Here is a 23,297-nt window from a genome sequence, read left to right as displayed (position 1 = left end):
GGTTCGCACAAGGAGACGGTAATGGGACATAACCATGCGCATGATGTGCCCGCTATGGGGGAATTGCTTAAAGATACTCCCAGCAACTGGGGGCGTTGGGGGCCTGATGATGAGGTAGGGGCTTTAAACTTCTTAACCTCAGCCGAGGTGCTGCGAGGGGTAAAACACATACAGCAAGGTAAGGTGATTACTCTGCAGCGATTGATTGGAGATCCCAGAGGGGATCCTGTTTGGCCGGGTCGTACACCTGCAGTACGAACCATGGTAATGGATGAGTCCAGTTGGGACGGTGATGCCACAGGGGCACCGCAGTTTCCGGGTGGCATGCACTATTCTGATGACAAAATAGAAGCCTTTTTGCAGGGTTCTACGCAATACGATGCATTGGGGCATGTTTGGTACGATGGCAAAATCTGGAATGGCTACGATGCACGCACCACAGTAGGAGGCATGCATAAAGCCAGTGTAGAGCCCTTAGCGCAGCGTGGCATAGTGGGGCGTGGTGTGTTGCTGGATATGGCTAGGTTTAGAGGTAAATCATCGCTGGATAAAAAAGAAATCTTTACCCACAAAGATTTAGAAGCGTGCGCCAGAGCACAAGGGCACACCATAGATAAACACGATATTGTGATTATTCGTACTAACTTCCTGTCGCAATTTTTTGAGGATCAAGAGCGTTTTTATGACGACTTTTGCGAGCCAGGGCTTTGTTATTCTCGCGAATTAGTAGAATGGTTTTATGAGAAAGAAATCCCTAATCTAGTCACGGATACGATCGCTAACGAAACTACCTACGATCCTAAAACAGGGGTAGCGTTACCGTTACACTGCGCGCTAATGCGTAACTTGGGTGTGACCTTAACCGAGATCTGCGATTTAGAGTCATTGGCGCACAGTTGTGCGACCGATGGGCAATACACATTCTTGTATGTAGCGGCCCCACTGAAAATTCACCAAGCATCAGGCTCACCGGTAAATCCAGTGGTGATTAAATAGTGAATGTAGAGGGAAGGCATAAAGAGATACGGCCACACAAAGTGTGGCCGTAATTCTATTGCGAAGGTTGGTATTGCGCCAACTACGCACGGTTTTTTAACCAGTTCTGATACGCTGCACGCGTCACACTAGATACCGATTCCAGTACCTTCTGATGGGTGACTTGATGGCGTACCGCCAAGCGCGCATCGGCCACGGCTTTGGATTTACAAAACCAGTGGCAACTGTGTTGGAACAAGTAGAGTTCAGCCGACAAATGGAAGGCACGGCCTTTTGCATCCAAACCCTCTTCGTTATCCACCACATACCGCAGGCCAACGGCATGAATAGCCAGTAGCTCACGAAAATCGCGGGTAATCATGGGCAAGAAACGCTCGGCATAAGGAACACACATGGGCAATGACACCATACTAGCGGCTTCTAGGCTTTCGTTTTGTATGGAAGTGGCCAAGGTTTGAATTTGTGCAGCCACAGCACGTTCGGTTTGCGCATAGGTTTCCAGCACCTGCAACTGACGCATTTCGTCGGTTTCTTTGATGGCGCGGGTATAGCCCTGCGTTAGCGTCTCCATGTGGCGCTCCAGTTGCAGATTGGATAAATGTCGCCCCAGCAGTGCAATATGCGTACGCTGATACTTCGTGCGTAGCACATGCCAAACCACAAAGACTGCCAATAGGGTTAATGCAATATCCATTGCTTGATTTTCCTTAATCGTCCACGAAACATAGCGCCGTACAACAAAAAGCCCAAACACGAGTTTGGGCCTGTATTCGACCTATATGGGTGCCGGCGATTGTAGCACTTGTGACCCAAATCTAGGTGATGCCTAGCCTTTTGGAAAGGTCTCTTTCATGGATGTCCGTTTGGATACATCCGCAAACCACTGCGTCAATTTAGGGTGGTGAGTGCGCCAGTCTTTATCTGGAAAACGGAAGTCCAAATAGCCTAGTGTGCAGGCAGCGGCAATAGCACCCGCGTGGAAGCCACCGTTGGTGAGGGACTCAAACCATTTGTTTTCTAGGTCGTCCAAGCCTGAATCAACTTTGGCCATTTGACCGTTAAACCAGTCTTCCCAATACAGCTCTTTGGGACGCATCACGGTTTCGTAGCGGCAGAGCAGACAAGCGTCCAACATGGCATCGCCCAAGGCTTCTAATGTCAAAATCTCGAAGCGTCGGTCAGCGGGGTACAGACTGTTTTCAGGTGTACCTAGGCTGTCTACATATTGCGAAATGACACGGCTATCAAACAGCGGCGCGCCGTTAGGCAAAATGGCACACGGTACTTTGCCGGAAGAGTTCACGGCAACGATAGTTTGGTCGCGTACCACAGGGCCTGCGGCCGAGCTCAGAATCTCAATAGAATCTTGTACGTTACGTTCCCAAGCAGCCACCATGACTTTGCGTACATAGGGTGAGGCGGGGGAGTGGAATAGTCTCATGTTGATTATCCTTATTGTCTAAATTGCACTGCTACGAGTGGATTGGCATCAAAGGCCAATATGATGAAGTTTTCCGTGGTTAGACCCTGCTAGGTCTGTGTGTTCTTGAAGCTGACTCAGCATGTATTCAATAGAGAAACTGACGTGCTCACGCATGATGGCGCTGGCACGAGCACCGTCGCGGTTGGCTAAGGCACGCGCAATACGGTGATGGTCATCGTGTGTACGAATGAAAATCTCGCGGCTTTTCCAGATGATGACGCGATCAGAAATCAGGGGCACGTTGTAGATCTGGTCGATCATTTCTTTGACCCACGGATTGGCCGAGTATTCCATGATGTTGCCGTGAAACGAGACGTTCATTTGGCGGTAGGCGGCATGGTGCTCAGGCAGCAGTGTTTCACTGGCCAAGAGCCTGTCGCCCTCAACGACCAAATTGTGTAAATCTTCTGCGCGTTCTTCCGTCATGTTGTCGGCGGCCAATTTACAGGCCAGCGCTTCTAGCTCTGCACGCACGACAAAGGCGTGCCGTATATGAGCGGGCGAATATTCCCTCACGTGAAAGCCTTTGTTGCTTTCATAAACCACTAAGCCGGACTGCGCCAGCATAGATAAAGCAGTACGCAGTGGCGTGCGCGACACACCCAGCATTTCTGCTACTTGGTTCTGATGCAGTTTCTCTCCTGGTTGTAACTCCCCAGACAGTATGGCCTCGCGTAGTCTTTCTGCGGCGGCTTCTGCGTTGGTTTGGTTTCCAGTCATGACGGTATTCCTGTTCGGGGTTTTCCCTCGATTATGGATTGATCTGAAAAAATGTATCCATTAATTGGTATATTAGCCGTAAATTTCGATCTAGAGGCTTTTTTAACTATAGATTGGATACATTTTCTTTGCAATGAGATGAAGGTTTAAGCGAAATGTCAGGTTTTTGTTTGGTTACAGGTGCGGGTGGTGGCATAGGCAATGCAGTCGTTAGCCGTTTGGCGGCGGATGGGTTCAAGGTGTTAGCGGCAGACTTGTCGCAAGAAAAAGCGGCCCAGTCTTTAGCAGGAGTTCCCGGTGCAGGGCATGAAGCAGTTGCATTGGATGTATCCGACGAAAAGGCAGTGGACGCGCTCTTTGCAAAGTATGACATAGACCAAGTGGTGGCTGCTGCGGGCATTCTGCTGTTTGCCCCCAATGGCGATAGACCACTGATCACAGAAATGAACCTGGAAGATTGGGAACTCACACAACGTGTTAACTCCACCGGTACGTTTTTGCTGACGCGTGCCTTCTTGCGTAGAGCCAATCAACAACGCATTACTAATGGCCGATTCGTAGGTTTTGCCTCTGTGGCGGCACAGCTGGGTGGCTACCGATCCAGCTCGGCCTACATTGCATCCAAATCTGCGGTGTTGGGTTTCATGAAAGCCGCCGCGCGTGAGTCTGCTCACTTGGGCGTGACCGTGAATTGTGTCGCACCTGGGTTGATTGATGCTCCCATGTTGCACCAGTCATTGGATCCAAAGGATTACCACACCGTCACCGGCAATATCCCACTGCAACGCGTGGGTACGCCGGCTGATGTGGCGGGAGCAGTCGCTTTCTTAATGAGTGACGATGCCGCGTACATCACGGGGTCAGTGATTGACGTGAACGGTGGCTACCGGATGCAGTAACAGGTTGGTTGCCTGCTCTGCAGGCAACCGTCAAAGGAGGAAAGATGATTAAAACGATAAGAACACTAACGAATGCATTAGCGTGGTTAGCGGGTTTGTCGGTGGCTTTGATGATGTTTCATGTCATGGCCGATGTACTGGGCAAGTATTTGTTCCACATGCCTGTACCCAGCACTGCCGAGGTAGTCGCTAACTACTACATGATTGCCTGCGTGTTTTTGGCATTGGCGTATATAGAGGCGCGCGGTTCTGCTATTTCTGTGGATCTGATCTACGACAGCGTGGGCCCACGTACTCAAGCGTGGATGCGTAAGGTAGGTCAGATAGGCACTTTGGCGTTTTATGCCGGGTTAGGCTGGTTCTCGTGGGATGTATCCATGCGTGCTTTCAGGATCAATGAAAGCGTAGATGGCTTATGGCGAGTGACTGTGTGGCCTGCAAAGTTCTTGCTGCCATTGGGGTTGGCTATTGCTTGCATCGTGTTGCTGCTGAAGATTTTTGGTGGCGACCGAGTCAAGCTGGTAGAGCAGCCTGTTGAGTCCACTCCAGAACTGTAAGGAAGCAGCATGGATCGCATTGAAATTGGTTTTCTAGGTATTGCTCTCTTACTGGGCCTGATAGGTGTACGTGTGCCTATAGGGGCAGCGATGGGCGCGACGGCATTTGTGGGTATCTGGGCCATGATGGGCTGGAAGGCCACAGTAGGTATTGTGAAGGCGGTGCCTTTTCACTTGATCGGCGACTGGAACTTGTCTGCCGTACCTATGTTTTTGTTGATGGGTTTTATTGCTGTTGAAGCGGGGTTAACCAAAGGCTTGTTTGGGGCAGCACGTGTATTGCTGTCGTGGTTACCGGGCGGGTTGGCATCGTCGACGACAGTGGCGTCGGCCTTGTTTGCTTCTGCATCGGGATCATCAGTAGCAACGGCGGCGGCTTTTTCCCGCATTGCTGTGCCCGAGATGCTAAACGCGGGCTACAACAAAGGGTTGGCAACAGGGTCAGTAGCGGCAGCCGGTACGCTGGGTGCATTGATTCCACCTTCTATTCTGATGATTGTGTTCGGGATGATGTTGGACACGCCCATTAAAACGCTGTTTATCGCAGGCATTATTCCCGGAATTTTGACGGCAGTGATGTTCTTGCTGCTGATTACCGTTCGTTGCTACTTCAATCCTAACTTGGCACCTGCTGTGAAGATTGAGGTCACTAAAGCCGAGAAATGGGCATTGATTAGTGACTCATGGCCATTGCCGGTACTGATTCTTGGGGTGATGGGCGGTATTTTCTCCGGCATCGTCACGGCAACGGAAGCCGGTGCTGCAGGCGCGTTCTTGGCCTTTGTATTAGCCCTGCTTCGTCGACGCTTGAGCTACAGCATCATGCGTAAAGCCTTGATTGATACCGCAGCCGGCACAGCAGAAATTTTCATGGTGATGCTGGGGGCTGCGTTGTTCTCGCGCTTTGTGGGCTTTGCCACCATTCCTACATGGATTGTGGGTGCCTTTGATGGTTTCTCTACGCTGCAAGTACTGCTGCTGATTTGTTTACTGTTCTTGGTGCTGGGTGCATTTTTGGAATCCATTTCCATCATGCTGCTGTGCTTGCCTGTATTGGGGCCACTGCTGATGGCACACGACATCAACCTGATCTGGTTCGGGATTCTGACCATCAAACTGCTGGAAATTGGTTTGGTCACGCCGCCCATGGGTATGAACGTATTTGTCATTAAGTCGTCGATGGGCGATCGCGTCACGCTGGGTGAAATCTTCAAAGGCGTGAGTTGGTTTATTGCCATCGATTTTGTCACCTTGGCCTTGTTAATTCTGTTCCCCGCCATTTCGTTGTGGCTGCCTAGCTTCATGCAAGGCTAATAAAAACTCTAGGAGTGAGACATGAAAAAGATTTTGGTTACTGCTATTTCGTCGTTGGTATTTGCTACCTCTGTACAGGCTGAAACTTACCAAGCCACGAATTGGATGGCACCCATCCATATTTTGAATGGTGTGGCTTACGAACGTTTTATTGCCGATGTTAAAGAAGCAACAGGAGGCAAGATAGACTTCGAGCTGTTTTCGTCAGCATCGTTGGTACCTGCACAAACTACATTGAGTGCGGTGGGCGATAGTGTGGCGCAGTTGGGCGTGGTGGCATCTTCCTACACACCTTCTGAGCTACCGTTGTCCGGCATGATTAACGACTTGTCGTTTGTGGCCGATGACGATATGGCGACTGCATTAGCCGTTACAGAAATTACGCTGAACAACCCTAGATTGGTGGAAGAGTTCGCCAAACACAATACAGTGACCTTGAGTGGGTACTCCACGCCTACGTACCTGTTTTTCTGCATGAGCGAACTGGGTGATGTGAACTCTCTCAAAGGCAAAAAAGTACGTACCGCCGGTACAGCACAAAATGAATGGATTGCATCCTTGGGCGCTATTCCTGTCGCTGTGCCTATGGGTGATGTGTATTCCGGTCTAGAACGTGGCTCTATTGATTGCACCTTGTCTGACCCTACTAACTTGGTTTCAGGCTACAAGCTGGCCGAAGTCGTGAAGACGATCACCATGCTGCAGCAAGGTACTGTGTTAGGGCTGACCTATGTGTACAACAAAGATTTCTGGGAAGAGATTGGTCCAGAAAACCGCAGAGCACTGCTAGATGTCACAGCGCGTAATGTGGCCCGTACCCAAATTGCCTACTCTCAGTTTGTAGATACTGGCCTGAAAGAGTCTAAAGAACGCGGTATTGCTATTAATGAACCTGATCCTAGTTTGGTAGAGGCGTTGGCAAGTTTCCGCCAAGGGTTAATTGAGCGTACACCTGGCCGTACCGCAACAGAGCGTCGTGTGGCAGACCCAAGCGCATTGGCTAATGAATTCTTGGCACTGCAAGACAAATGGAGCAAGTTGCTGGCGAACATCGACCGCTATGATGAAGATGCATTGACCGCACTGATCGATGCGGAAATCTACAAAAAAATCGATGAAAACAGCTACGGGCTGTGAAGCATTCAAGGACTAACACACTAATGAATGCTTCCATTCAACAAACAGCGATCGTAACGGGAGCAGGCTCCGGCATAGGCCGGGCCATTGCTCACCGTTTAGCGGAAGATGGTTTCTATGTGATTGTGGCAGATAGGGCAGAAGTTCCTGCACTGGAGACGGTGAGTCAGTTGCAAGAGCGTGGCTTTATGGCCAGAGCTGAAATCTTGGACATTACCGATGCCGTCGCTACACAAAAGTTGATCGATGATGCTGCGCACCTACGGGTGTTGGTGAATAACGCTGGCATCTTTGAGGTGAAAGCCTTTGACTCGCTCACAGTAGACGATTTCCGTCGCATGTACGAGATCAACTTGGTGAGCATGTTTACCTTGTCCCAGCAAGCAGCTCGCAAGCTGCCACGTTGGGGGCGCATCATCAACTTGGCATCGCGTGCTGCATTTGGTGCACGTAATTATGCGCACTATGTGGCCTCTAAAGCCGCCGTAGCAGGTTTCACCAAAGCCTTAGCGTTGGACTTGGGCGAGAAGCAAATTACGGTGAATGCCGTCGCCCCCGGTGTGATCCAAACGGATATGTTGTTGGCTAGGCCAGATCTGCATTTATTGCGTGATCAACAGCCTACTGGTGAGTTGGGTGTGCCTGAAGATATCGCGCATGCCGTGTCGTACTTTGCTGATTCTCGTGCCAACTTTGTGACCGGCCAAGTGCTGATTGTGGATGGTGGCCGTTCGGTTGGTGGCACCGCTGCGTTTTAAGGAGGTAAACAATGTCTATTGAACCTACTTCATTAGCAGGGAGCACGGCGGTTGTTACCGGAGCCGGGCAAGGCATAGGGGAAGCCATTTCCCTCGCTTTGGTTGCAGTGGGCGCGCACGTGATTGCAGTGGATTGTGAAGCGGCGGGTATTACCGCATTGGCAGCCGCTAACCCTGGCAGCATTACGCCGTTGGTGGGTGATGTGACCGATACCAGCTTACCCAACGCCTTAGATGCTGTATTGGCGGCATCCGGTCTAGAGGTAGATATCTTGATTAACAATGCAGGGGTAGCTCGTGGCACCCACGCATTGGGCACTACCGACGACGACGTACAGCGCTATTTCGACATCAACGTGAAAAGTATTTTTGCGTTATCTCGCTGGGCGATTGCACGTATGGTGCAACGTAAGCAGGGCGGTGCCATTGTGAATACCGCATCGGTGTACGCGCTGGTGGGGGCGCATAACTCGGCTGGTTACTCCATGTCTAAAGCTGCTGTGGTGGGTATAACGCGTCAAATGGCTACTGATTTTGGACCATCCGGTATACGGATTAATGCCGTAGCGCCAGGGCTTATTGAAACCCCTTTAACGGCTGAACGTATTCGTTCAGAGCCGTGGCGTCGTCAAATTATGATTGAGCAGACACCTTTACCGCGAGTGGGAACGCCCCAAGACATTGCGCGCGCGGTGCGTTTTTTAGCGTCAGATGAAGCCTCGTTTATTACGGGGCAAGTACTTACCGTTGATGGTGGTTGGACCATTGGCCGATTCCCTAGGCAGGAGGCTGTTGATGCAGAGTAAGCAATTGCCTACATCGTGTGATTTAGTAGTAGTAGGTTCGGGGGCGGCTGGTTTTGCCACCGCTATTTCTGCAGCGAAACATGGGTTGCAGCCCATCATTATTGAAAAAGCGCAGTGGTTCGGCGGCTCTACCGCCTTGTCGGGCGGTGCAATCTGGTGTCCACAGAATCATTTGATGACAGCAGCGGGCATGCAGGATGATCCTGCTGCGGCCCGACGTTATTTGCAGAATGAAACGGGCGAGCGTTTCAATGCCGAGTTGGTAGACTGCTTTCTGGAAAATGCGCCTACCGCCATACGTTTTTTCGATGAGAACACCGCACTGAAATTGTCCTATAGGCCATTTTCACCTGATTATCACCCTGAAGTAGAGGGGGCGGCGTTAGGTGGGCGGGTGATGGACCCCGTGGAGTACGACGGCAAGCGCTTGGGTAAAGAGTTGGCACGCTTGCGCCCCCCCATTCGTGAGTTCACCATTTTGGGCGGCTTACAACTGGGCCGTATGGGGCTGTTCCACTTCCCTCGTATGACGAGGCAGTTTGCGTCTTTTGTGTGGGCAGCGAAAGCGGTGGCGGCGTATTACAAAGATCGTCTAACACATGGGCGTGATACCAAAATCAAACTGGGTGCGGCATTGGTGGCGCCCTTAGCTGAAACAGCCTTTGAGATGGGCATTCCTGTATTTACTAACTGCACATTGCAGTCCCTAGAGCGTGATGCAGAGGGGCGAGTGGTGGCAGCGGTAGTACGCACGCTAGAAGGTGAGCAGCGTATCGCTACTACGTCTGGTGTGGTGTTGGCGGCAGGTGGTTATCCACAAGACGCCGAGCGTCGTGCTGCAACAGTGCCTCATGTGAAAGCAGGGTTGCCACATTACTCTATGGCTCCTGAAAGTTCTACCGGCGCAGCCATGCGCATTGCCGAGCAAGCTGGGGCCAAGTTTGTGGACACTAACTCGGATGCAGCCAGTTGGGCGCCGGTGTCATTGATTCCTCAAGCGGATGGTTCTAAGAGGCCATTTCCACATTTGTTTATGGATAGAGCCAAGCCGGGCATTATTGCCGTGGGGCATGATGGTCAACGCTTTACCAATGAAGCGCTGAGTTATCACGACTTTGTACAAAACATGGTGGCTAAGCTGTTGGTAGAAAAGCGCCACTCAGCATGGTTGATTTGTGATCATGCAGCTTTGCGACGTTATGGCTTGGGGGCCGTGCCTTGCTCACCTGGTCGCATAGGGCGTTATTTGCGTTCTGGCTATTTGAAAACAGGCGCTACAGCGGCCGAGTTAGCTAAGGTCACAGGTATTGATGCTGCAGGGTTGGCGCAAACCATTCAGCAATTCAATGAACATGCGGCACAGGGTAAAGATCCTGCTTTTGGTAAAGGCTCTACGCCGTATCAAACAGCGCTAGGCGATCCGGACCATACTCCTAATCAATGTGTTAAGCCTTTGGAAGGTCGGTTGTATGCCGTAGAGCTATTCTCAGGCGATATAGGTACAACCATGGGCGTAGATATTACGGCACACGGTGAAGTCCGCGATCAGGCAGGGCAAGTGATTCCTGGTCTTTATGCGGTGGGTAATGATGCCAACTCACTGATGTCAGGCTCCTATCCGGGGGCCGGTATTACGTTAGGCCCGGCATTAACCTTCGGTTATTTAGTCGGTAGGCGTGCTGCACGTGTGCAGGCCTAAGTAGGATCAACAGGGTGCAAGGTTTTGCACCCTGTTTTTTTATAGGGTATGCCCAGTTTTGCATGGTTGGGCTTCGTACCTAGGTATCAGATTTGCAGGACCGAACTTTCAGACTTCTCTTAGTTAAAACGCTGATTAAGAGTTCTATGCTACGGACATTGACGGTGGCCTAGAGAGCAAACCCTTTTGTTTGCAGATGCCCGTCTGTTTTCGGGGATTCCTATGTATTCGCTATTCAGTTCGCCATCACACACCAGTACAGGGTGGCGTGCAACTCAGCGTAAACAAATGGATGGGGCAACTAGGCCGCATAAAAATAATGTGCTGTGGAAGAGTGCGCAGGTTGGCTTACTCATCACACGCAATACCTTGATCAGTGCCTTAGAGAAAAAACAGATCCAAGCGTGGTTACAGCCCAAGATAGCGCTGGACTCGCAGCAACTCGTCGCCATGGAAGCGTTGGCGCGTTGGTCACACCCTGAATGGGGCGTACTAACACCCAATGTGTTTCTGCCTTGGTTTAGTTCATATGGTTTGGACGAGATGCTACTGATGTATATGTTGGAAAAGGCATTGGCTTTTCAAACGCAGTGGCGTGAACAGGGCGTAGTGATTCCTGTCGCCATTAATTTACCTACCCATTTATTAGATGATTCCACCTTGCCACAAAGGTTGGGGCAGTTTGTAGAGGCCAAACAAGGACGACATAGCGATATCTCGTTCGAATTACTAGAGACCTCAGATACTGCCACTACTCATGCGTTATTGACGGGGGTACGTAGTTTGGCTGCGTTTGGATTTGGTGTAGCGTTGGATGACTTTGGTGTCGATTATGGTTCTAGACAACGCCTGTTGTTAGCGCCTTTTTCGGAACTAAAGTTAGACCGTAGTTTGGTGCAGGGCGTTGCCGAGAAACCTGAACGCGCTGAGCTGGTGCGAGCCACTATTCGTACCAGTAAACAGCGCGGTGTAAAAGTCACCGCAGAAGGGGTAGAAACGCAGGCAGAAATGGCGTTTTTACAGCAAGCGGGCTGTGATTACGCTCAAGGCTATATGTTTGCTAAACCCCTACATGCTGACGCGCTAGAAGCATGGATATGTGAGCATGTCGTAGTGTGACAGCGCTCGCTATGTAAAGAGATTGTGCTGCGAACAGAATGTAATTAAGTCTTGATTGTTATCCACATTGAGTTTGCGCATAGCAGTCACTTTCTGTGAGCTGACTGTTTTGATACTACGATTTAATTGCTCGGCAATGTTGCTAATAGAGTTGCCTTGTACAAAAAGTCGTAGCACTTCAAATTCTCGTGGGCTAAGCGTGTTAAGCCGTTCTTGTACAGAACTATGCAACACCGCTCTAGACGCATACTGCTTGAAGGTCGCCGGGTAGTATTTGACCCCTTGGCGAAGCAGATGCAAGGCGACCAGCACTTCTGAAAGCTCGTCTTGTTTGAGAACTACACCTTGAACGCCAGCATCATATAACGACGAAATAATCATGGGGTTAGACACCATGGTTAACACAATAAGCTGAACGTTCTCAAAGCGACGTTGCAAGTAGGAAATAAAGCGAATTCCATCACCGTATTGCTCGTCGCCCGGCATAGAGTAGTCGGTAATCACCACATCTGGTGGAGATGTCTCCAACTGTTGTACGAGCTCGGATGGCGTCGCTGCTACAGCGTCTACGGCGATGTTGATATCGCGGCTAAGTAACTCGCGTATACCCATAAGAATCAATGGATGGTCATCAGCAATGACGACTCGTAGTTTCTTCAAAGTTAACATGCAAGGTTCCTAGCGTATTTTTGGCTACGTTTTACGTAGCGGACCGCGTAGTGCTGCGTAGAAGCAATTGTGGGATGAGTAATCTTTATTTTACCAACAGAACATAGGGGAAAACGACCTTGTAAGTCGTGTTCCTAGTATCTAGCGCGCATGTGGTAGCCCTTTCACTGCGCGCGCCGCTGATGTTAGGTGATTGTACAAGGCTGCTAGGCGGGTGTCTGGCTTTTGCTAAGTCAGTTTCTGGGCGTATGACGTAACAACGTGGTGAGGTAGCGGTGATAGTGTGGACGAAAACACGGCTTTGTTAAGTATTGTCATAGAGCAGAGCAGTGCCGAATGCCTGTAGGTGTAAGGCAACGAACTGGTTCTTGCTGGCTCAGGTAATGAGAGCGTTATCTGTGCATTCTCACCCCGTTAATAAGGGAGATCTTCGCGATGAGTGCTGTGCTAATTCACGTTCTGTGTCTTGCCATTAAGGGTGTAAAGCTCGCTTTATATTCTTGAAGTATATGTAAAGTTCATCTGGTAAACACCCTGAAAACACAGCAGAACAAAGCAAATAAAGGCTTATGGGGTTATCCCTGAAGATGTGTTTACCAGATGAACACCTCAAGGATTTCGATTGATCTGCTACACGCGAGTGTGTGTAATACGAACTCTTGCCGGACCTAACCCTAGGTAAGCGATCAAAAAAAGTGAATGGCACGGCAGCGTATCCCGCCACAGATGCGCGCAGTGCGAGCTAGCTCAGCACGGTAAGCCAACCAAAATACGGAGATAACGATGAAACGAATCCTCATGGCAGCTCTTTGCGCCTTCTCTTTAACATGCGGGGTGACGGCGACGGCTAAACCTACAACACTAAAATTCGCCAACTTTGCGGGGCCAAACGCTTACTTGACCAAAGGGATGTTTGAGCCCTTGATCAAAGACATAGAGGAAGACTCACAAGGTACGCTGAAAATTCAGTTGTACTCAGGTGGTTCATTGGTCAAAGCCGAGGATACTTTTGACGCTGTGCGTCGTGGTTTAGTGGATATGGCGTGGGGCGTAACAGGCTATACACCCGGTCGCTTTAAAGTCGCGGATATTCCCGAAATTCCTTTCCAAGCCCGTACCGTAGGCGAAGCTTCTACTGGCGTATGGCGCTTGTACGAAGAGGGTTTATTGGATGGCTTTGATGATGTGAAAGTATTTGCCATGGTGTCGTCCGGTATTTTGACTGGCCACAGCGTGAGTGAAATCAGCTCGTTGGATGACTTCAAAGGGCACCGCATTCGTGCTGCAGGCCCCTTGGCCAGTGCCTCGGTAGAAGCGCTGGGTATTATTCCTGTGGGCTTGCCAGTGTCTCAGACGGCTGAAAACCTGTCCAAGAAAACCTTGAGCGGCAGCTTAAACGATTGGAACGCTGTGTACACATGGCAGGTACTGGACTTTGTGCCGTATCACATCGATGTGCCTATGGGTTCTAGCACCGTGTTCTTGGTGATCAACCAACGTGCGTATGATCGTCTGCCTCCAGAAGCTAAAGCCGCATTGGAAAAACACGGTGGTGCTAACTTCTTGCCACGTTGGTCTGAGGGCTTGGGCGGTGAGAACGCACGTCTACGCGCTCAATTAGCCGAGAATCCAGCACATACTATTGTGACGCCTAGCGAAGCAGATGTAGCGCGTTGGTCGGCAGCGATCCAACCTGTGATCGACGCATGGGTGGAAAGTACGCCGAATGGTCAGCGTGTGTGGGAGGTGTATACCCAAGGTATTGAGTCCCAGCGTGGAGCACAATAAGCATGAGTTCAGCCAATATTGTGGAAAATTCCGCCAAGGCTGATTGGGCAGACCTGTTCTGTAAGGTAATGGCGTGGGCGGTATTGACGTTGCTGTTGGTGGTATCAGCCGGAACGTTAGTGGATATCTTGCTGCGTGCCTTTACGCCTTACACCGTGAGGGGGCTATTCGAATTGAATGGCCTGTTCATGGCCATCATCGTGGCAGGCTTGTCAGGGCTAGTGTTTGTGCGCCATCTGAATATCCGTATGGATGTGATGAAGGTAGTGGCTGGCCGCAATCAAACTGCCGTGCATTTGGTGTGTGAAATCGCTGAGGTGCTGGTGTTTGGGTGGTTAGCGGCATCGTTGCTGTTTCGTGCGATGGATGCACAAGAGTACGGCGAAAAAACGATGGTAGTGGGTTGGCATACTGCGGGTTGGTGGGCAGTGGCTGGTGCATTGATGTCGTTGGCGGTGCTGACTGTGCTGATCCAAACGGTAAAACATTGGTATGTGCTATGCCGTGACCGAGGTTATGCACAGCCAGGGTTCTGGCGTGGTGCATTGGTCACCGTAGGCACCATTGCAGTGTGTGCTGTATTGACGGTGCTGTTCATCAATGAAGACAGTAGCCCCGGCATGCAAGCCAGTATGGCGTTCTTGGTTTTGTACTTGCTGATTGCGGCACAGATTCCTATTGGCGTGTCACTGATGTTGGTTGGTGTAGCTAGTTTGGCGTTAACCATGGGCGGTGAACAGGCGTTGGTGGTATCCCAAAACGAAGTAGGCCGTGCGTTGACCAGTATGGACATGGCAGCAATTCCGCTGTTCTTGTTGATGGGTAACTTTGCAACGTGGGCAGGTCTGTCTGGCGATATTTTTAACTCTGGTACAGCCTTGCTAGGATCGCGTCGTGGTGGTTTGGCGATGGCGTCCGTATTGGGGTGTGGTGGTTTTGGTGCCATTTGTGGTTCTTCCATTGCGACCACGGCTACCTTCGGTAAAGTGGCTTTCATCGAGATGGAACGCCGTAACTACGCGCACAGTTTGGCAGCGGGTTGTATTGCTGCGGGCGGTACGTTGGGGGCGTTGATTCCTCCGTCTGTCGTGCTGATTGTGTACTGTGTGGTGGTAGAGCAATCCATTCAGATCGCTTTCCAAGCAGCATTGGTTCCTGGCCTGTTGGCACTGACCATGTATGTACTGGCGATTTTTGTGTCGGTACGACTCAAACCTAGTTTAGCGCCCGATGTAGAAGAGTTTAACTGGCCAGTTGCGCGTGCAGCGTTAATCAAAGCATGGCGTCCTGTGTTGCTATTCGCATTGGTGTTGGGCGGTTTGTATGGCGGCATCTTTACGACGCAAGAAGCAGCCTCTGTTGGTGCGCTGTTGGCTTTTGTGTTTGCCATCAGCACCAAAGGTTTTACGCTAGAAAAATTCAAAGCCTCGTTGGTGGATACGGCCATCAATGCCGGGGCGATTTACGTCATCTTTATTGGTGCAAATATCTTCGCCAGTTTCATGAGCTTCACTGATATTGCTCAGTTGGTATTGAGCATTATCGACATAGAAACTATGCCTAAATGGCTGATTCTATTTGGCTTGGTGGTGTTCTATTTGTTGTTGGGTACGGTGTTCGATACCTTGGCTGCCGTGTTGGTGACTACACCACTGGTAGTGCCTCTGATCCTAGGCATGAACTATGACCTGATCTGGTGGGGCGTAGTAACGCTGTCGTTGGTAGAGATTGGCATGATTACGCCACCGCTGGGCATGAACGTATTTGTGATGCGCAGTGTGGTGGGTGATCGCCTACCGTTATCTACTATTTTCCGAGGCGTGACGCCTTTCTTGGTCGCCGATTTAATCCGCGTCATTCTACTCACATCGTTCCCCATCATTACGATGTGGTTGCCTAGCGTGCTGAGTGGTAATTGAGGGAAGTAAACATGAATGAAAATCGTATTGCCCTAGTAACGGGCGCTGCTGGTGGTATTGGTCAAGCCGTATGTAAAGCCTTGGCTGAGCAAGGTTTGCAAGTGGTATTGGCCGATTTGGATATAACTGCAGTACAGGCCGTGATGGCAACATTGCCAGGCCACGGCCACCGAGCAGCCAGCGTGGACATCAGCAACATTACGTCTGTAGAGCAGCTGTTTGCCAGTTTGCGCGACGATGGTGTGCGTTTGTCAGTATTAGTGAACACCGCCGCTATTTCTCCGGTAGGTGAGGGCGGTGCGGTGATTGATGTAAAAGGCACTACCCCAGAGCTGTGGGACAAAGTCTTTGCTGTGAATGCGTTTGGTACCTATGCCATTTGCAGAGCATTTGTGATGCAAGTAGATCAAGATACCCAGCATGGTCGCATCATTAATTTTGCTTCAACAGGGGCGCAGTTAGGTGGCTACCGTTCTTGCACGGCCTATGTGGCCAGCAAGGCAGCAGTTATTGCCTTCACTAAAGCTTTGGCCCGTGAAATGGCCCCCATGAACATTACGGCTAACGTGGTGTCGCCTGGTCTAATCGACACGCCTATGTTGCGTACTCGTTTAGCCCCTGAAGATGATCACAAGTCCGTAGGGTTGGTCCCGTTAGCGCGTGTGGGGTTGCCGGAAGAAGTGGCGGCTGCGGTGACGTATTTGGTAGGGCCTTTGGCATCCTATGTGACAGGTAGCACCGTAGACGTCAACGGCGGCTACTACATGGTGTAAGGAGATGGCGATGAGAATCTGGCATCAGTCCAGCGTTGATCTGGATAATTACCCTGTGTATAAAGCCTCGTTGGCAAAGCACTATGCGCACATTGCCAACCCCGGTACAGAAATCGTATTGCATGGGGTGCCGGAGTCTATGTGGCACGGCAAGTCGCCCAGTGAAGTGATGAAAGTACCCTATGCCTATCACAAAGCCATGAGCAGGCAGCTTTTGCACAATGTGCATCAAGCTGAACAAGAAGGCTATGACGCATTTGTGATTGGCACCTACACAGAGCCGATGCTGCGTGAGTGCCGTTCGTTGGTGGATATTCCAGTGATTTCCATGCCAGAAAGCACCGTGCTGATTTCATGCTCTATGGCACAGCAAATTGGCTTGGTGACGCTGAATGAAGAAAATCAGTGGTTCCTAAAAAACGCCATGCACCGCCATCGTTTCGAGGCACGTATCAGTGGCATCTATGTGATTGAGCCGCAGCTACCAGAGCGCAGCATTGAGCAGGTGTTTCTGGACCCTAGCGAATACATTGCAGCCTTCACAGAAACTGCACGTCGTGCCATTGCAGAAGGGGCTGATCTTATCGTGCCCGCTGAAGGCTTGGTAGCCGAAGTGCTGGCCGCCAATGATGTGTATGACATAGATGGCGTCAGTGTGCTGGATGGTGTGGGTGCGCCACTATCGTATGCAGAGATGTTGGCTAAGTTGTATAAGCTCACCGGTTTGCATGCGGGGAGACGGTGGCATTACGTTAAGCCCAGCGAAGAAATGCTGAAGCTCTATCCTCCTATTTGAGACACAGACTATGCCAGAAACTGATATCTACCCCAGAGTCAGAGCCCTAGAGCGGGGTTTGGAACTCATTGGTGCGCTGAGTGATCTGGGTTGGGCTACGCCAGGGGAGCTGGCGAAGTACACCGGCATACACCGAGCTACGGTTTACCGCCTGTTGTTCACCTTAGAACAGGCGGGCTACGTATACCTACGATCCGGTGATGGACGTTATTTTCTGACCAAGCATTTTCGTCGTTTTGCCGATAGTGTGAAAGACGAAGACTGGGTGGTGCAGGTCATTGGCCCCTATATGGGGCGTTTGCTTGCACAGGTGCAGTGGCCTAGCGATTTTGCGACCTTTACGTCGGGGCATTTGGAAATTCGCGAATCCACGCACCGTTTCAGCCCTATGTCGGTGAACCGTGCGATGGTAGGTAAAACACGGCCATTACTGCGCTCAGCGATGGGCATTGCCATCCTGAGTGAAGTGGCAGACGAGAGCTTAGAGCAAATGCTGGATCTTGCCAGTCTCGTGCAGCCTGATGGTGTCTCTAAAGACGATATGCGGCACGAGTTGCTGCAACGTCGCATAGAAGCCCGCCGCTTGGGCTACGCTGAATCTTCAGGCGGTACCGAACCCAATATCAGCGCCATTGCCTACCCCGTATGCTGGCGCAATCGTGTTTTGGGGGCGATCAATATCATCTTTTTCAGAAGTGCGATGACACCAGCCAAAGCCGCTGAGCGTTATCTGGATGCACTGCATAAGTGTGTGCGCGACATAGAAAGTGAACTCGATTCCTTACCGTTGGGAGAGTATGGATGGCCCAGGTACAAGCCTTAAGAGCCTCCCCATCGTGGGTGGCCGACAGTATTGTTGTAAAAGAGTGGGATGAGTCAGATGACCCATCGTGCTATAGGCCTATTGAGAGTTTGCGCCGTGGTTTGGAAATTCTACGCAGCCTGAATCAGGCAGCAGGGGGATACGCCTCTATCAAAGAAATCAGTGCGGCCACGGGCATACATCGCACAACGGTACGCCGCATGCTGGAAACCTTGCAGAACGAAGGCTATGTACGTCGTAATGCAGCGGATGAATGCTATAGCTTGAATCAGAAAGTACGGCAGTTGAGCGACGGCTTTACTGACGAAGATTGGGTGTCTCAAATTGCCAGCGAAGCCTTGAAACGCTTGCAGCAAAAAGCCGTGTGGCCATCGGACTTGTGCGTCTTGGATGGTGCCAACATGGTGGTACGAGAAACTACGCATAGGTTTAGCCCATTGTCGTTTCATAAAGCCATGATACGTAGACGTATGCCCATTTTATTTACTGCGGTGGGCAGGGCGTATTTAAGTGCTTGTTTGGATTCTGAGCGCGAGGAAATTCTGCACTTATTGCGATCAGGCACTGACGAACAGGCTCGATTAGCGCGTAATCCGCAGTTGGTATCTGCGTTATTGCAGAAAACCTGGGAACAAGGTTTTGGCTCTAATGATGGGGATTGGCATGAGCAAACTCGTATGGGAGCGATTGCTTTACCCATTTGCCATGAGCAGCGCGTGTTGGGATGTCTTAATATTATTTTTACTAAAAATGCGATGACTACCCGAGAAGCCGAGCAACGTTTATTACCCGTGTTGCGTTCTACTGTGGATGAAATAGAGGCACAACTGAACAGTTCCGGTATGTGGTAGATGTGGCGAGTCACTAGCAAAAGAAACGCGGCCGAAGCCGCGTTTGGAGTTAGTCTTTACTGAAGAACTCAATAACCATCTGGTTAAATTTATCAGCGTGCTCCCACTGCGCCCAGTGGCCACAACGGCTGAAAACGTGCAGTTCAGCATCGGCCAAGCCCCACAGTAGGCGCAGACCAATATCCATCGGTACAAAGCGGTCGTCACGGCCCCAAATGATCAATGCAGGTGCTTTGATCTCGCCCAAGCGTGGTCCGAAGTCAGGGAACTGACGTGGGTTAGCTTCCAAACTTTTCACAAAATTGTCCAAGTGTTCGCGTCGGGACAGCATGTTGTCTAAACGAGCTTGGAACAGTTCTTCAGTCAGGTTTTTGGTATCGAACACAAACACTTGCATCATACGACGCAGGTTTTCGATAGTAGGTTCACGGTATAGCGCTTGCAGCAGTTTGATGCCTTCTGGCGGCATAGGTACAAACTGGCTAGGGCCGCCTGTACCACCACCCATTAAGACAATTTTGCCCAGACGCTCAGGGTTGGCCAACGAGAAGGCAACGGTACTGTGGCCGCCCATGGAGTTACCGATGATGTGAGCACGTTCGATGTTCAGCACATCTAACAAGCCTTTCAGTGCGCGGCCGTTCAAGTCAGAGCGAGAGCCGGTACAAACGATAGGATCGCTTTTGCTCCAGCCGGGGCAGTCCATCAAAATTACGCGGAAACCTGCGTCGTACAAGGGTTGTACGTTGCGGTTGAAGTTAGCCCAACCGCTAGCACCAGGGCCAGAGCCGTGAATCATCACGACTACTGGGCCATTACCGCCGGTGTCGTTGTAGTGAATTTGTAGGTCTAGATCTTGTTCTTTGATATGAGCGAAGCGGCTGGTGCTGGCTTCAGTATGTAGCACGGTTGTGGTCATGATGATTCCTTGTCATTGATCGGTACCTAAGCACCGGGAAATGCGAGAGGAGCAGGCTGGTTATTCAGCCTGCACAACAGAGTTATTCAAAACGCACGGACACAGGGCCCATGCCGGCAATCTTGACGTTGAAGTGTTGGCCGCTTTTCGCTACCGCCATAGGGCCTAGCGCGCCAGTCAGCACGATGTCACCTGCTTGCAGTGGTCGTCCGCAACGCACCATGGTGTTAGCTAGCCAGACGGCAGCGTTCATGGGGTTGCCCAAGCAGGCTCTACCGTTACCACGTGAGACCACTTCACCATCGCATTCCATTTCCATGAAGCAATCAGTGAGGTCTATGTCGCGCAGCAGTACAGGGCGGCTACCCAATACAAACAAGCCGCTAGAGGCGTTGTCGGCCACGGTGTCCACAAAGCGTATGTCCCAGTTGGCAATACGGCTGTCCACCACTTCGATGGCGGGTAAGCAGTATTCGGTGGCGTTAATCAGGTCGGCGTAGTTGTGGTGTTCGCGAGTTAAATCGCGGCCCAACACCAGAGCGATTTCTGCTTCGGCCTTGGGCTGAATCAGGCGGCCAGCGGCGATAGAGTCGCCATCACCTACGTGCATGTCATCAAAGAGCATGCCAAAGTCGGGTTGATCTACGCCCAATTGTGCTTGTACAGCCAACGAAGTCAGGCCAATTTTTCTACCCACTAAGCGGCGGCCTTGTTCTAAGGCGAAACGAGTATTAGCTTCTTGCACCGCGTAGGCAGTATCAGCGCTGACGTTTTGCAGACGCTCACGTAGTGCGGCAATAGGCTGGCCTTGTTCTGCAGCTAACCGTAGCGCGAGCGCGGCATCAGCAACAGTGAGTGACGAGAGTTGGTTATCGAGTGTCATAGTGGTGTGTCCTACAGACGAGATCAGGAAGTGGCGTGGGGGCTGTGAGCGTTAGGCAGGTTCGGCACTCATCACGCCATAGCCAGCAATCCATTCATTCACGGGGCGGTAGTAATCTTTAGTGCCGTCGTAATGGCCCATGGTAGACAGCGCGGCAAAGGCGGCAATCCAGGTACGTACTTCATGGGTGGAACGGCCCGCTGTTTTAGAGATGACATCAATTTCAAAGTCATCCACTTTGTGCAGATCTCGGTTGATCAGCAGATCCATGAAAGCGTGATCCCACTCTTGATTGAGTGGTGTTAGATCGCAGTCAGGCGTACCAAAAATCTTCCCAGTTGCCAGCGTGCGTGCCTGACGTGCGGCACGTGCTTCGGGAGTAGGATTGCGCCCAGAAATCAAGAACTCAGAGATCTCAGGCTTAGCACCGGAAAACACGGGTACAGGAGGTTCATGTGACAAGCCGCCGGAACCTAAAATCAGTACGCGTTTATTTAGGCCAGCGATGAACTTACCCACAGCCTCGCCCAACAGGCGAATACGGCGGTAGGGGGCAAACGGTGGCGCTACGGAATTGATGATGATAGGAATCACTGGGTAGCGGGTAAGGCTGCCAGTCATTTCTTCCAGAATCTGTGTGCAGCCGTGATCCACCTGCAAGCGATGAGACAGCGCTACGTCCAGATCGCTATCCAGCAGGTGACGTACTAAGTCTAGGGCCAGCTTGTCTGGAATAGACAGAGGGCCTGGCAGCGTTTTGTAATCCGCAACGGATTCCGCTGCAGTTGCCACTACAAAGGGTGGCATCAAGTCATAAAACAGGCCGTTGTAATGATCCGGTGCAAAGACCACGATCAGCTCTGGATCAAAGGCTTCCACCTCGGCACGAGCGGCAGCAATCACCGCATCAACTTCGGCGACAACGCCAGGGGCAGGGTCATTGAGACCGCGCAATGGGGTGTGCGACAGGCACTTAAGCTTAACAACGCTGGTACTCATAGAATCTCCAGATTTCGTGGCTGAACCGGCAGGCTCTACAGCAAATCGCCGATTCAGGATGGCTTTTGTCTTAATCAGGTAGGGGAGGAAATGCGCTTTGCCGCTATGTGTATAGTCATGGGCTAGCAAGAGGGCGTCATTTCTGTCTCGGTATCTTGTATTTTGGAGGGGCTCATGCACCCTCGTATTTGTATGAACTGATTTTATGGATGGCCTTGTAGCCGCACAAAAATAGTTGTTTGCAGGTGCACTCTGTGCACCGCCAGAGGGCATAAAAAAAGATCCTGCAAAAGCAGGATCTTGATGGGGGCTAAGTGCTAGACGACGTAGGCTGTGAGTGTTGTCGCTTATTGTGCTGGTGTAGCCGCTAGTCGTAGAGCGGGTCTCAGTGATGCTCTCAACATCTGGCCGTGATTCAGATCACTAAAGTTCTCATAGCTAATATCTAGGCCAGCCATTTGCAAATCCCTGACTATATTCTTTGCTGACCATTGGGCACGTGAATCCGTGGCGCTTCTGCTGTTAGAGCGATTGCCACCTTCCATGATGCGTATCTTCTTGCCCTGAGCCTTGCTGCGGTCAAAGCCTTTAAAGGTATCCGTCACCAAAAAACCATCGTGCCACCACAGTGAAGCATCGCTAGCGACGTAACGTTGATACAGTTCAGGGCGAGTGAACAGGGTATACAAGGTAAACAACCCACCGTAAGAATGCCCCCACAAGGTTTGGCGAGAGTGGTCAGTAGGTGCACGTAAATCTACTTCCGGTTTAATACGGGTTTCAATGAGTTCCAGAAACTCAGCCGCGCCACCACCTAGGCGACCCCGTACTTCAACATTTTGAGCAACACCATCTTTCAATACCGGTGGAGTGTAGTCATAAGCGCGGGCTGTCGTATCGTGGCTACCATCAATGTCATAGCCAATAGCCACTAATACCGTAGGCGACAACGCATCAATGGTGGCGAGGTCGGAGGTATCAATATTGGTTAACGCTGCATTGCCATCCAGCATATAAATCACCGGAAAGCCGGTAGCCGGGGCCGGGCGATTGGGTATGCCTACTTCTATCTTGTAATGACGTTTGCCATCTTCTGAGGAGAGGGTGAAAGTCTCGAAGCGGTAGGTGGCGTGTTCTTGATCGACGATAGAGGGTGAAGATGCTCGTTCTACCTGACGTGTGTTTTGTTGTGTTGGCTGTGCGGAAGTAGATGTGGCGTAAGCCAATGAGAGGGCAGCGATACTAGCTAGAAGGCGGCGTAAGACAGGCATTATCGTGTTTCTAATGATGCAAATGGGAATCGTTATTATCACATTAATGCTAGAAGATGGGGAGGTGAGGTTGAATCAGAGTGTTAGTTGGTGTGTGAAGTAATAAGGAGCAGGGAAT

General features: G+C 51.0%; 23 protein-coding genes. 15 read left to right on the top strand and 8 right to left on the bottom strand.

What is annotated here, in order from left to right:
* Nucleotides 1-21: 21 nt before the first annotated feature.
* The gene (locus tag AC3QL0_RS12215) at nucleotides 22-996 is read left to right on the top strand and encodes a cyclase family protein (RefSeq protein WP_493008717.1); all 975 of its coding nucleotides are present in this window, start codon (nucleotides 22-24) and stop codon (nucleotides 994-996) included.
* 82 nt (nucleotides 997-1,078) lie between these two features.
* Here AC3QL0_RS12215 and AC3QL0_RS12210 read toward each other — a convergent pair whose 3' ends face one another.
* The 3 genes from AC3QL0_RS12210 to AC3QL0_RS12200 all read right to left on the bottom strand — a co-directional run bounded on the left by AC3QL0_RS12210 (nucleotide 1,079) and on the right by AC3QL0_RS12200 (nucleotide 3,199).
* Nucleotides 1,079-1,690 (bottom strand): hypothetical protein, encoded by a 612-nt coding sequence (locus AC3QL0_RS12210; protein ID WP_493008716.1) that lies wholly within the window; start codon nucleotides 1,688-1,690, stop codon nucleotides 1,079-1,081.
* A gap of 132 nt (nucleotides 1,691-1,822) precedes the next feature.
* Nucleotides 1,823-2,437: a glutathione S-transferase family protein gene (locus AC3QL0_RS12205; protein WP_493008715.1), complete on the bottom strand. Its 615-nt coding sequence runs from the start codon at nucleotides 2,435-2,437 to the stop codon at nucleotides 1,823-1,825.
* A 48-nt stretch (nucleotides 2,438-2,485) separates the two neighbouring features.
* Nucleotides 2,486-3,199, bottom strand: a complete 714-nt coding sequence (locus AC3QL0_RS12200) for a GntR family transcriptional regulator (protein ID WP_430222839.1) — start codon at nucleotides 3,197-3,199, stop codon at nucleotides 2,486-2,488.
* A gap of 155 nt (nucleotides 3,200-3,354) precedes the next feature.
* Between AC3QL0_RS12200 and AC3QL0_RS12195 the strand changes: the two genes are divergently transcribed.
* From AC3QL0_RS12195 to AC3QL0_RS12160, 8 genes are all read left to right on the top strand, one after another.
* Nucleotides 3,355-4,098, top strand: a complete 744-nt coding sequence (locus AC3QL0_RS12195; RefSeq protein WP_493008714.1) for an SDR family NAD(P)-dependent oxidoreductase — start codon at nucleotides 3,355-3,357, stop codon at nucleotides 4,096-4,098.
* Nucleotides 4,099-4,142: 44 nt separating this feature from the next.
* On the top strand, nucleotides 4,143-4,655 hold the full coding sequence (locus AC3QL0_RS12190; protein ID WP_493008713.1) for a TRAP transporter small permease subunit: 513 nt from the start codon (nucleotides 4,143-4,145) through the stop codon (nucleotides 4,653-4,655).
* 9 nt (nucleotides 4,656-4,664) lie between these two features.
* Nucleotides 4,665-5,969 (top strand): TRAP transporter large permease, encoded by a 1,305-nt coding sequence (locus tag AC3QL0_RS12185; protein WP_493008712.1) that lies wholly within the window; start codon nucleotides 4,665-4,667, stop codon nucleotides 5,967-5,969.
* Between the two features lie 21 nt (nucleotides 5,970-5,990).
* Nucleotides 5,991-7,106 carry a C4-dicarboxylate TRAP transporter substrate-binding protein gene (locus tag AC3QL0_RS12180; protein WP_493008711.1) on the top strand — a complete coding sequence of 372 codons (1,116 nt, stop codon included), beginning with the start codon at nucleotides 5,991-5,993 and terminating at the stop codon, nucleotides 7,104-7,106.
* A 23-nt stretch (nucleotides 7,107-7,129) separates the two neighbouring features.
* Complete coding sequence (locus tag AC3QL0_RS12175; protein ID WP_493008710.1) at nucleotides 7,130-7,864, top strand: SDR family NAD(P)-dependent oxidoreductase; 735 nt, start codon at nucleotides 7,130-7,132, stop codon at nucleotides 7,862-7,864.
* Nucleotides 7,865-7,875: 11 nt separating this feature from the next.
* Nucleotides 7,876-8,670, top strand: a complete 795-nt coding sequence (locus AC3QL0_RS12170; protein WP_493008709.1) for an SDR family NAD(P)-dependent oxidoreductase — start codon at nucleotides 7,876-7,878, stop codon at nucleotides 8,668-8,670.
* Entirely contained in the window at nucleotides 8,660-10,369 is a 1,710-nt protein-coding gene (locus tag AC3QL0_RS12165; protein WP_493008708.1) for an FAD-dependent oxidoreductase, read from the top strand. Before AC3QL0_RS12170 ends, AC3QL0_RS12165 begins: the two co-directional genes overlap by 11 nt.
* Nucleotides 10,370-10,555: 186 nt before the next feature.
* Complete coding sequence (locus AC3QL0_RS12160) at nucleotides 10,556-11,488, top strand: EAL domain-containing protein (RefSeq protein WP_493008707.1); 933 nt, start codon at nucleotides 10,556-10,558, stop codon at nucleotides 11,486-11,488.
* Between the two features lie 9 nt (nucleotides 11,489-11,497).
* Here AC3QL0_RS12160 and AC3QL0_RS12155 read toward each other — a convergent pair whose 3' ends face one another.
* Complete coding sequence (locus tag AC3QL0_RS12155) at nucleotides 11,498-12,157, bottom strand: response regulator (RefSeq protein ID WP_493008706.1); 660 nt, start codon at nucleotides 12,155-12,157, stop codon at nucleotides 11,498-11,500.
* Nucleotides 12,158-12,940: 783 nt separating this feature from the next.
* On the opposite strand from AC3QL0_RS12155, the gene AC3QL0_RS12150 reads away from it, so the two are divergent.
* From AC3QL0_RS12150 to AC3QL0_RS12125, 6 genes are read left to right on the top strand one after another with little or no spacing between them, the layout of a single operon-like run.
* A complete protein-coding gene (locus AC3QL0_RS12150) occupies nucleotides 12,941-13,945 on the top strand; it encodes a TRAP transporter substrate-binding protein (RefSeq protein WP_493008705.1) in 1,005 nt (334 codons plus the stop codon).
* Nucleotides 13,946-13,947: 2 nt separating this feature from the next.
* Complete coding sequence (locus tag AC3QL0_RS12145) at nucleotides 13,948-15,864, top strand: TRAP transporter large permease (protein WP_493008704.1); 1,917 nt, start codon at nucleotides 13,948-13,950, stop codon at nucleotides 15,862-15,864.
* An 11-nt stretch (nucleotides 15,865-15,875) separates the two neighbouring features.
* Nucleotides 15,876-16,637 carry an SDR family NAD(P)-dependent oxidoreductase gene (locus tag AC3QL0_RS12140; protein WP_493008703.1) on the top strand — a complete coding sequence of 254 codons (762 nt, stop codon included), beginning with the start codon at nucleotides 15,876-15,878 and terminating at the stop codon, nucleotides 16,635-16,637.
* Nucleotides 16,638-16,647: 10 nt separating this feature from the next.
* The gene (locus AC3QL0_RS12135) at nucleotides 16,648-17,433 is read left to right on the top strand and encodes an aspartate/glutamate racemase family protein (protein ID WP_493008702.1); all 786 of its coding nucleotides are present in this window, start codon (nucleotides 16,648-16,650) and stop codon (nucleotides 17,431-17,433) included.
* Nucleotides 17,434-17,443: 10 nt separating this feature from the next.
* On the top strand, nucleotides 17,444-18,256 hold the full coding sequence (locus tag AC3QL0_RS12130) for an IclR family transcriptional regulator domain-containing protein (RefSeq protein WP_135862732.1): 813 nt from the start codon (nucleotides 17,444-17,446) through the stop codon (nucleotides 18,254-18,256).
* Entirely contained in the window at nucleotides 18,235-19,107 is an 873-nt protein-coding gene (locus tag AC3QL0_RS12125) for a DNA-binding transcriptional regulator (protein WP_493008701.1), read from the top strand. Before AC3QL0_RS12130 ends, AC3QL0_RS12125 begins: the two co-directional genes overlap by 22 nt.
* 49 nt (nucleotides 19,108-19,156) lie before the next feature.
* On the opposite strand, the gene AC3QL0_RS12120 is transcribed toward AC3QL0_RS12125, so the two are convergent.
* The 4 genes from AC3QL0_RS12120 to AC3QL0_RS12105 all read right to left on the bottom strand — a co-directional run bounded on the left by AC3QL0_RS12120 (nucleotide 19,157) and on the right by AC3QL0_RS12105 (nucleotide 23,179).
* Complete coding sequence (locus tag AC3QL0_RS12120) at nucleotides 19,157-20,026, bottom strand: alpha/beta fold hydrolase (RefSeq protein ID WP_493008700.1); 870 nt, start codon at nucleotides 20,024-20,026, stop codon at nucleotides 19,157-19,159.
* An 82-nt stretch (nucleotides 20,027-20,108) separates the two neighbouring features.
* Nucleotides 20,109-20,909 (bottom strand): 2-keto-4-pentenoate hydratase, encoded by an 801-nt coding sequence (locus AC3QL0_RS12115; RefSeq protein WP_493008699.1) that lies wholly within the window; start codon nucleotides 20,907-20,909, stop codon nucleotides 20,109-20,111.
* 51 nt (nucleotides 20,910-20,960) lie between these two features.
* Nucleotides 20,961-21,908 carry a 3-carboxyethylcatechol 2,3-dioxygenase gene (locus AC3QL0_RS12110; RefSeq protein WP_493008698.1) on the bottom strand — a complete coding sequence of 316 codons (948 nt, stop codon included), beginning with the start codon at nucleotides 21,906-21,908 and terminating at the stop codon, nucleotides 20,961-20,963.
* A 347-nt stretch (nucleotides 21,909-22,255) separates the two neighbouring features.
* A complete protein-coding gene (locus tag AC3QL0_RS12105) occupies nucleotides 22,256-23,179 on the bottom strand; it encodes an alpha/beta hydrolase (protein WP_493008697.1) in 924 nt (307 codons plus the stop codon).
* Nucleotides 23,180-23,297 lie beyond the last annotated feature (118 nt).

This window comes from Paenalcaligenes sp. GW821-LYS-B07-1 (assembly GCF_058803365.1).
Note: the sequence above shows the minus strand (reverse complement) of the source record. Positions and strands in the feature narration are given on the sequence as shown.

Excerpts from the sequence above, each read along its gene's own strand:
- AC3QL0_RS12210 (WP_493008716.1), bottom strand. The coding sequence starts at position 1,690 with ATGGATATTGCATTAACCCTATTGGCAGTCTTTGTGGTTTGGCATGTG.
- AC3QL0_RS12180 (WP_493008711.1), top strand. The coding sequence starts at position 5,991 with ATGAAAAAGATTTTGGTTACTGCTATTTCGTCGTTGGTATTTGCTACC.
- AC3QL0_RS12185 (WP_493008712.1), top strand. The coding sequence starts at position 4,665 with ATGGATCGCATTGAAATTGGTTTTCTAGGTATTGCTCTCTTACTGGGC.
- AC3QL0_RS12190 (WP_493008713.1), top strand. The coding sequence starts at position 4,143 with ATGATTAAAACGATAAGAACACTAACGAATGCATTAGCGTGGTTAGCG.
- AC3QL0_RS12115 (WP_493008699.1), bottom strand. The coding sequence starts at position 20,909 with ATGACACTCGATAACCAACTCTCGTCACTCACTGTTGCTGATGCCGCG.
- AC3QL0_RS12140 (WP_493008703.1), top strand. The coding sequence starts at position 15,876 with ATGAATGAAAATCGTATTGCCCTAGTAACGGGCGCTGCTGGTGGTATT.
- AC3QL0_RS12155 (WP_493008706.1), bottom strand. The coding sequence starts at position 12,157 with ATGTTAACTTTGAAGAAACTACGAGTCGTCATTGCTGATGACCATCCA.
- AC3QL0_RS12145 (WP_493008704.1), top strand. The coding sequence starts at position 13,948 with ATGAGTTCAGCCAATATTGTGGAAAATTCCGCCAAGGCTGATTGGGCA.
- AC3QL0_RS12170 (WP_493008709.1), top strand. The coding sequence starts at position 7,876 with ATGTCTATTGAACCTACTTCATTAGCAGGGAGCACGGCGGTTGTTACC.
- AC3QL0_RS12205 (WP_493008715.1), bottom strand. The coding sequence starts at position 2,437 with ATGAGACTATTCCACTCCCCCGCCTCACCCTATGTACGCAAAGTCATG.
- AC3QL0_RS12165 (WP_493008708.1), top strand. The coding sequence starts at position 8,660 with ATGCAGAGTAAGCAATTGCCTACATCGTGTGATTTAGTAGTAGTAGGT.
- AC3QL0_RS12215 (WP_493008717.1), top strand. The coding sequence starts at position 22 with ATGGGACATAACCATGCGCATGATGTGCCCGCTATGGGGGAATTGCTT.
- AC3QL0_RS12200 (WP_430222839.1), bottom strand. The coding sequence starts at position 3,199 with ATGACTGGAAACCAAACCAACGCAGAAGCCGCCGCAGAAAGACTACGC.
- AC3QL0_RS12125 (WP_493008701.1), top strand. The coding sequence starts at position 18,235 with ATGGCCCAGGTACAAGCCTTAAGAGCCTCCCCATCGTGGGTGGCCGAC.
- AC3QL0_RS12150 (WP_493008705.1), top strand. The coding sequence starts at position 12,941 with ATGAAACGAATCCTCATGGCAGCTCTTTGCGCCTTCTCTTTAACATGC.
- AC3QL0_RS12135 (WP_493008702.1), top strand. The coding sequence starts at position 16,648 with ATGAGAATCTGGCATCAGTCCAGCGTTGATCTGGATAATTACCCTGTG.
- AC3QL0_RS12120 (WP_493008700.1), bottom strand. The coding sequence starts at position 20,026 with ATGACCACAACCGTGCTACATACTGAAGCCAGCACCAGCCGCTTCGCT.
- AC3QL0_RS12105 (WP_493008697.1), bottom strand. The coding sequence starts at position 23,179 with ATGCCTGTCTTACGCCGCCTTCTAGCTAGTATCGCTGCCCTCTCATTG.
- AC3QL0_RS12110 (WP_493008698.1), bottom strand. The coding sequence starts at position 21,908 with ATGAGTACCAGCGTTGTTAAGCTTAAGTGCCTGTCGCACACCCCATTG.
- AC3QL0_RS12130 (WP_135862732.1), top strand. The coding sequence starts at position 17,444 with ATGCCAGAAACTGATATCTACCCCAGAGTCAGAGCCCTAGAGCGGGGT.
- AC3QL0_RS12195 (WP_493008714.1), top strand. The coding sequence starts at position 3,355 with ATGTCAGGTTTTTGTTTGGTTACAGGTGCGGGTGGTGGCATAGGCAAT.
- AC3QL0_RS12175 (WP_493008710.1), top strand. The coding sequence starts at position 7,130 with ATGAATGCTTCCATTCAACAAACAGCGATCGTAACGGGAGCAGGCTCC.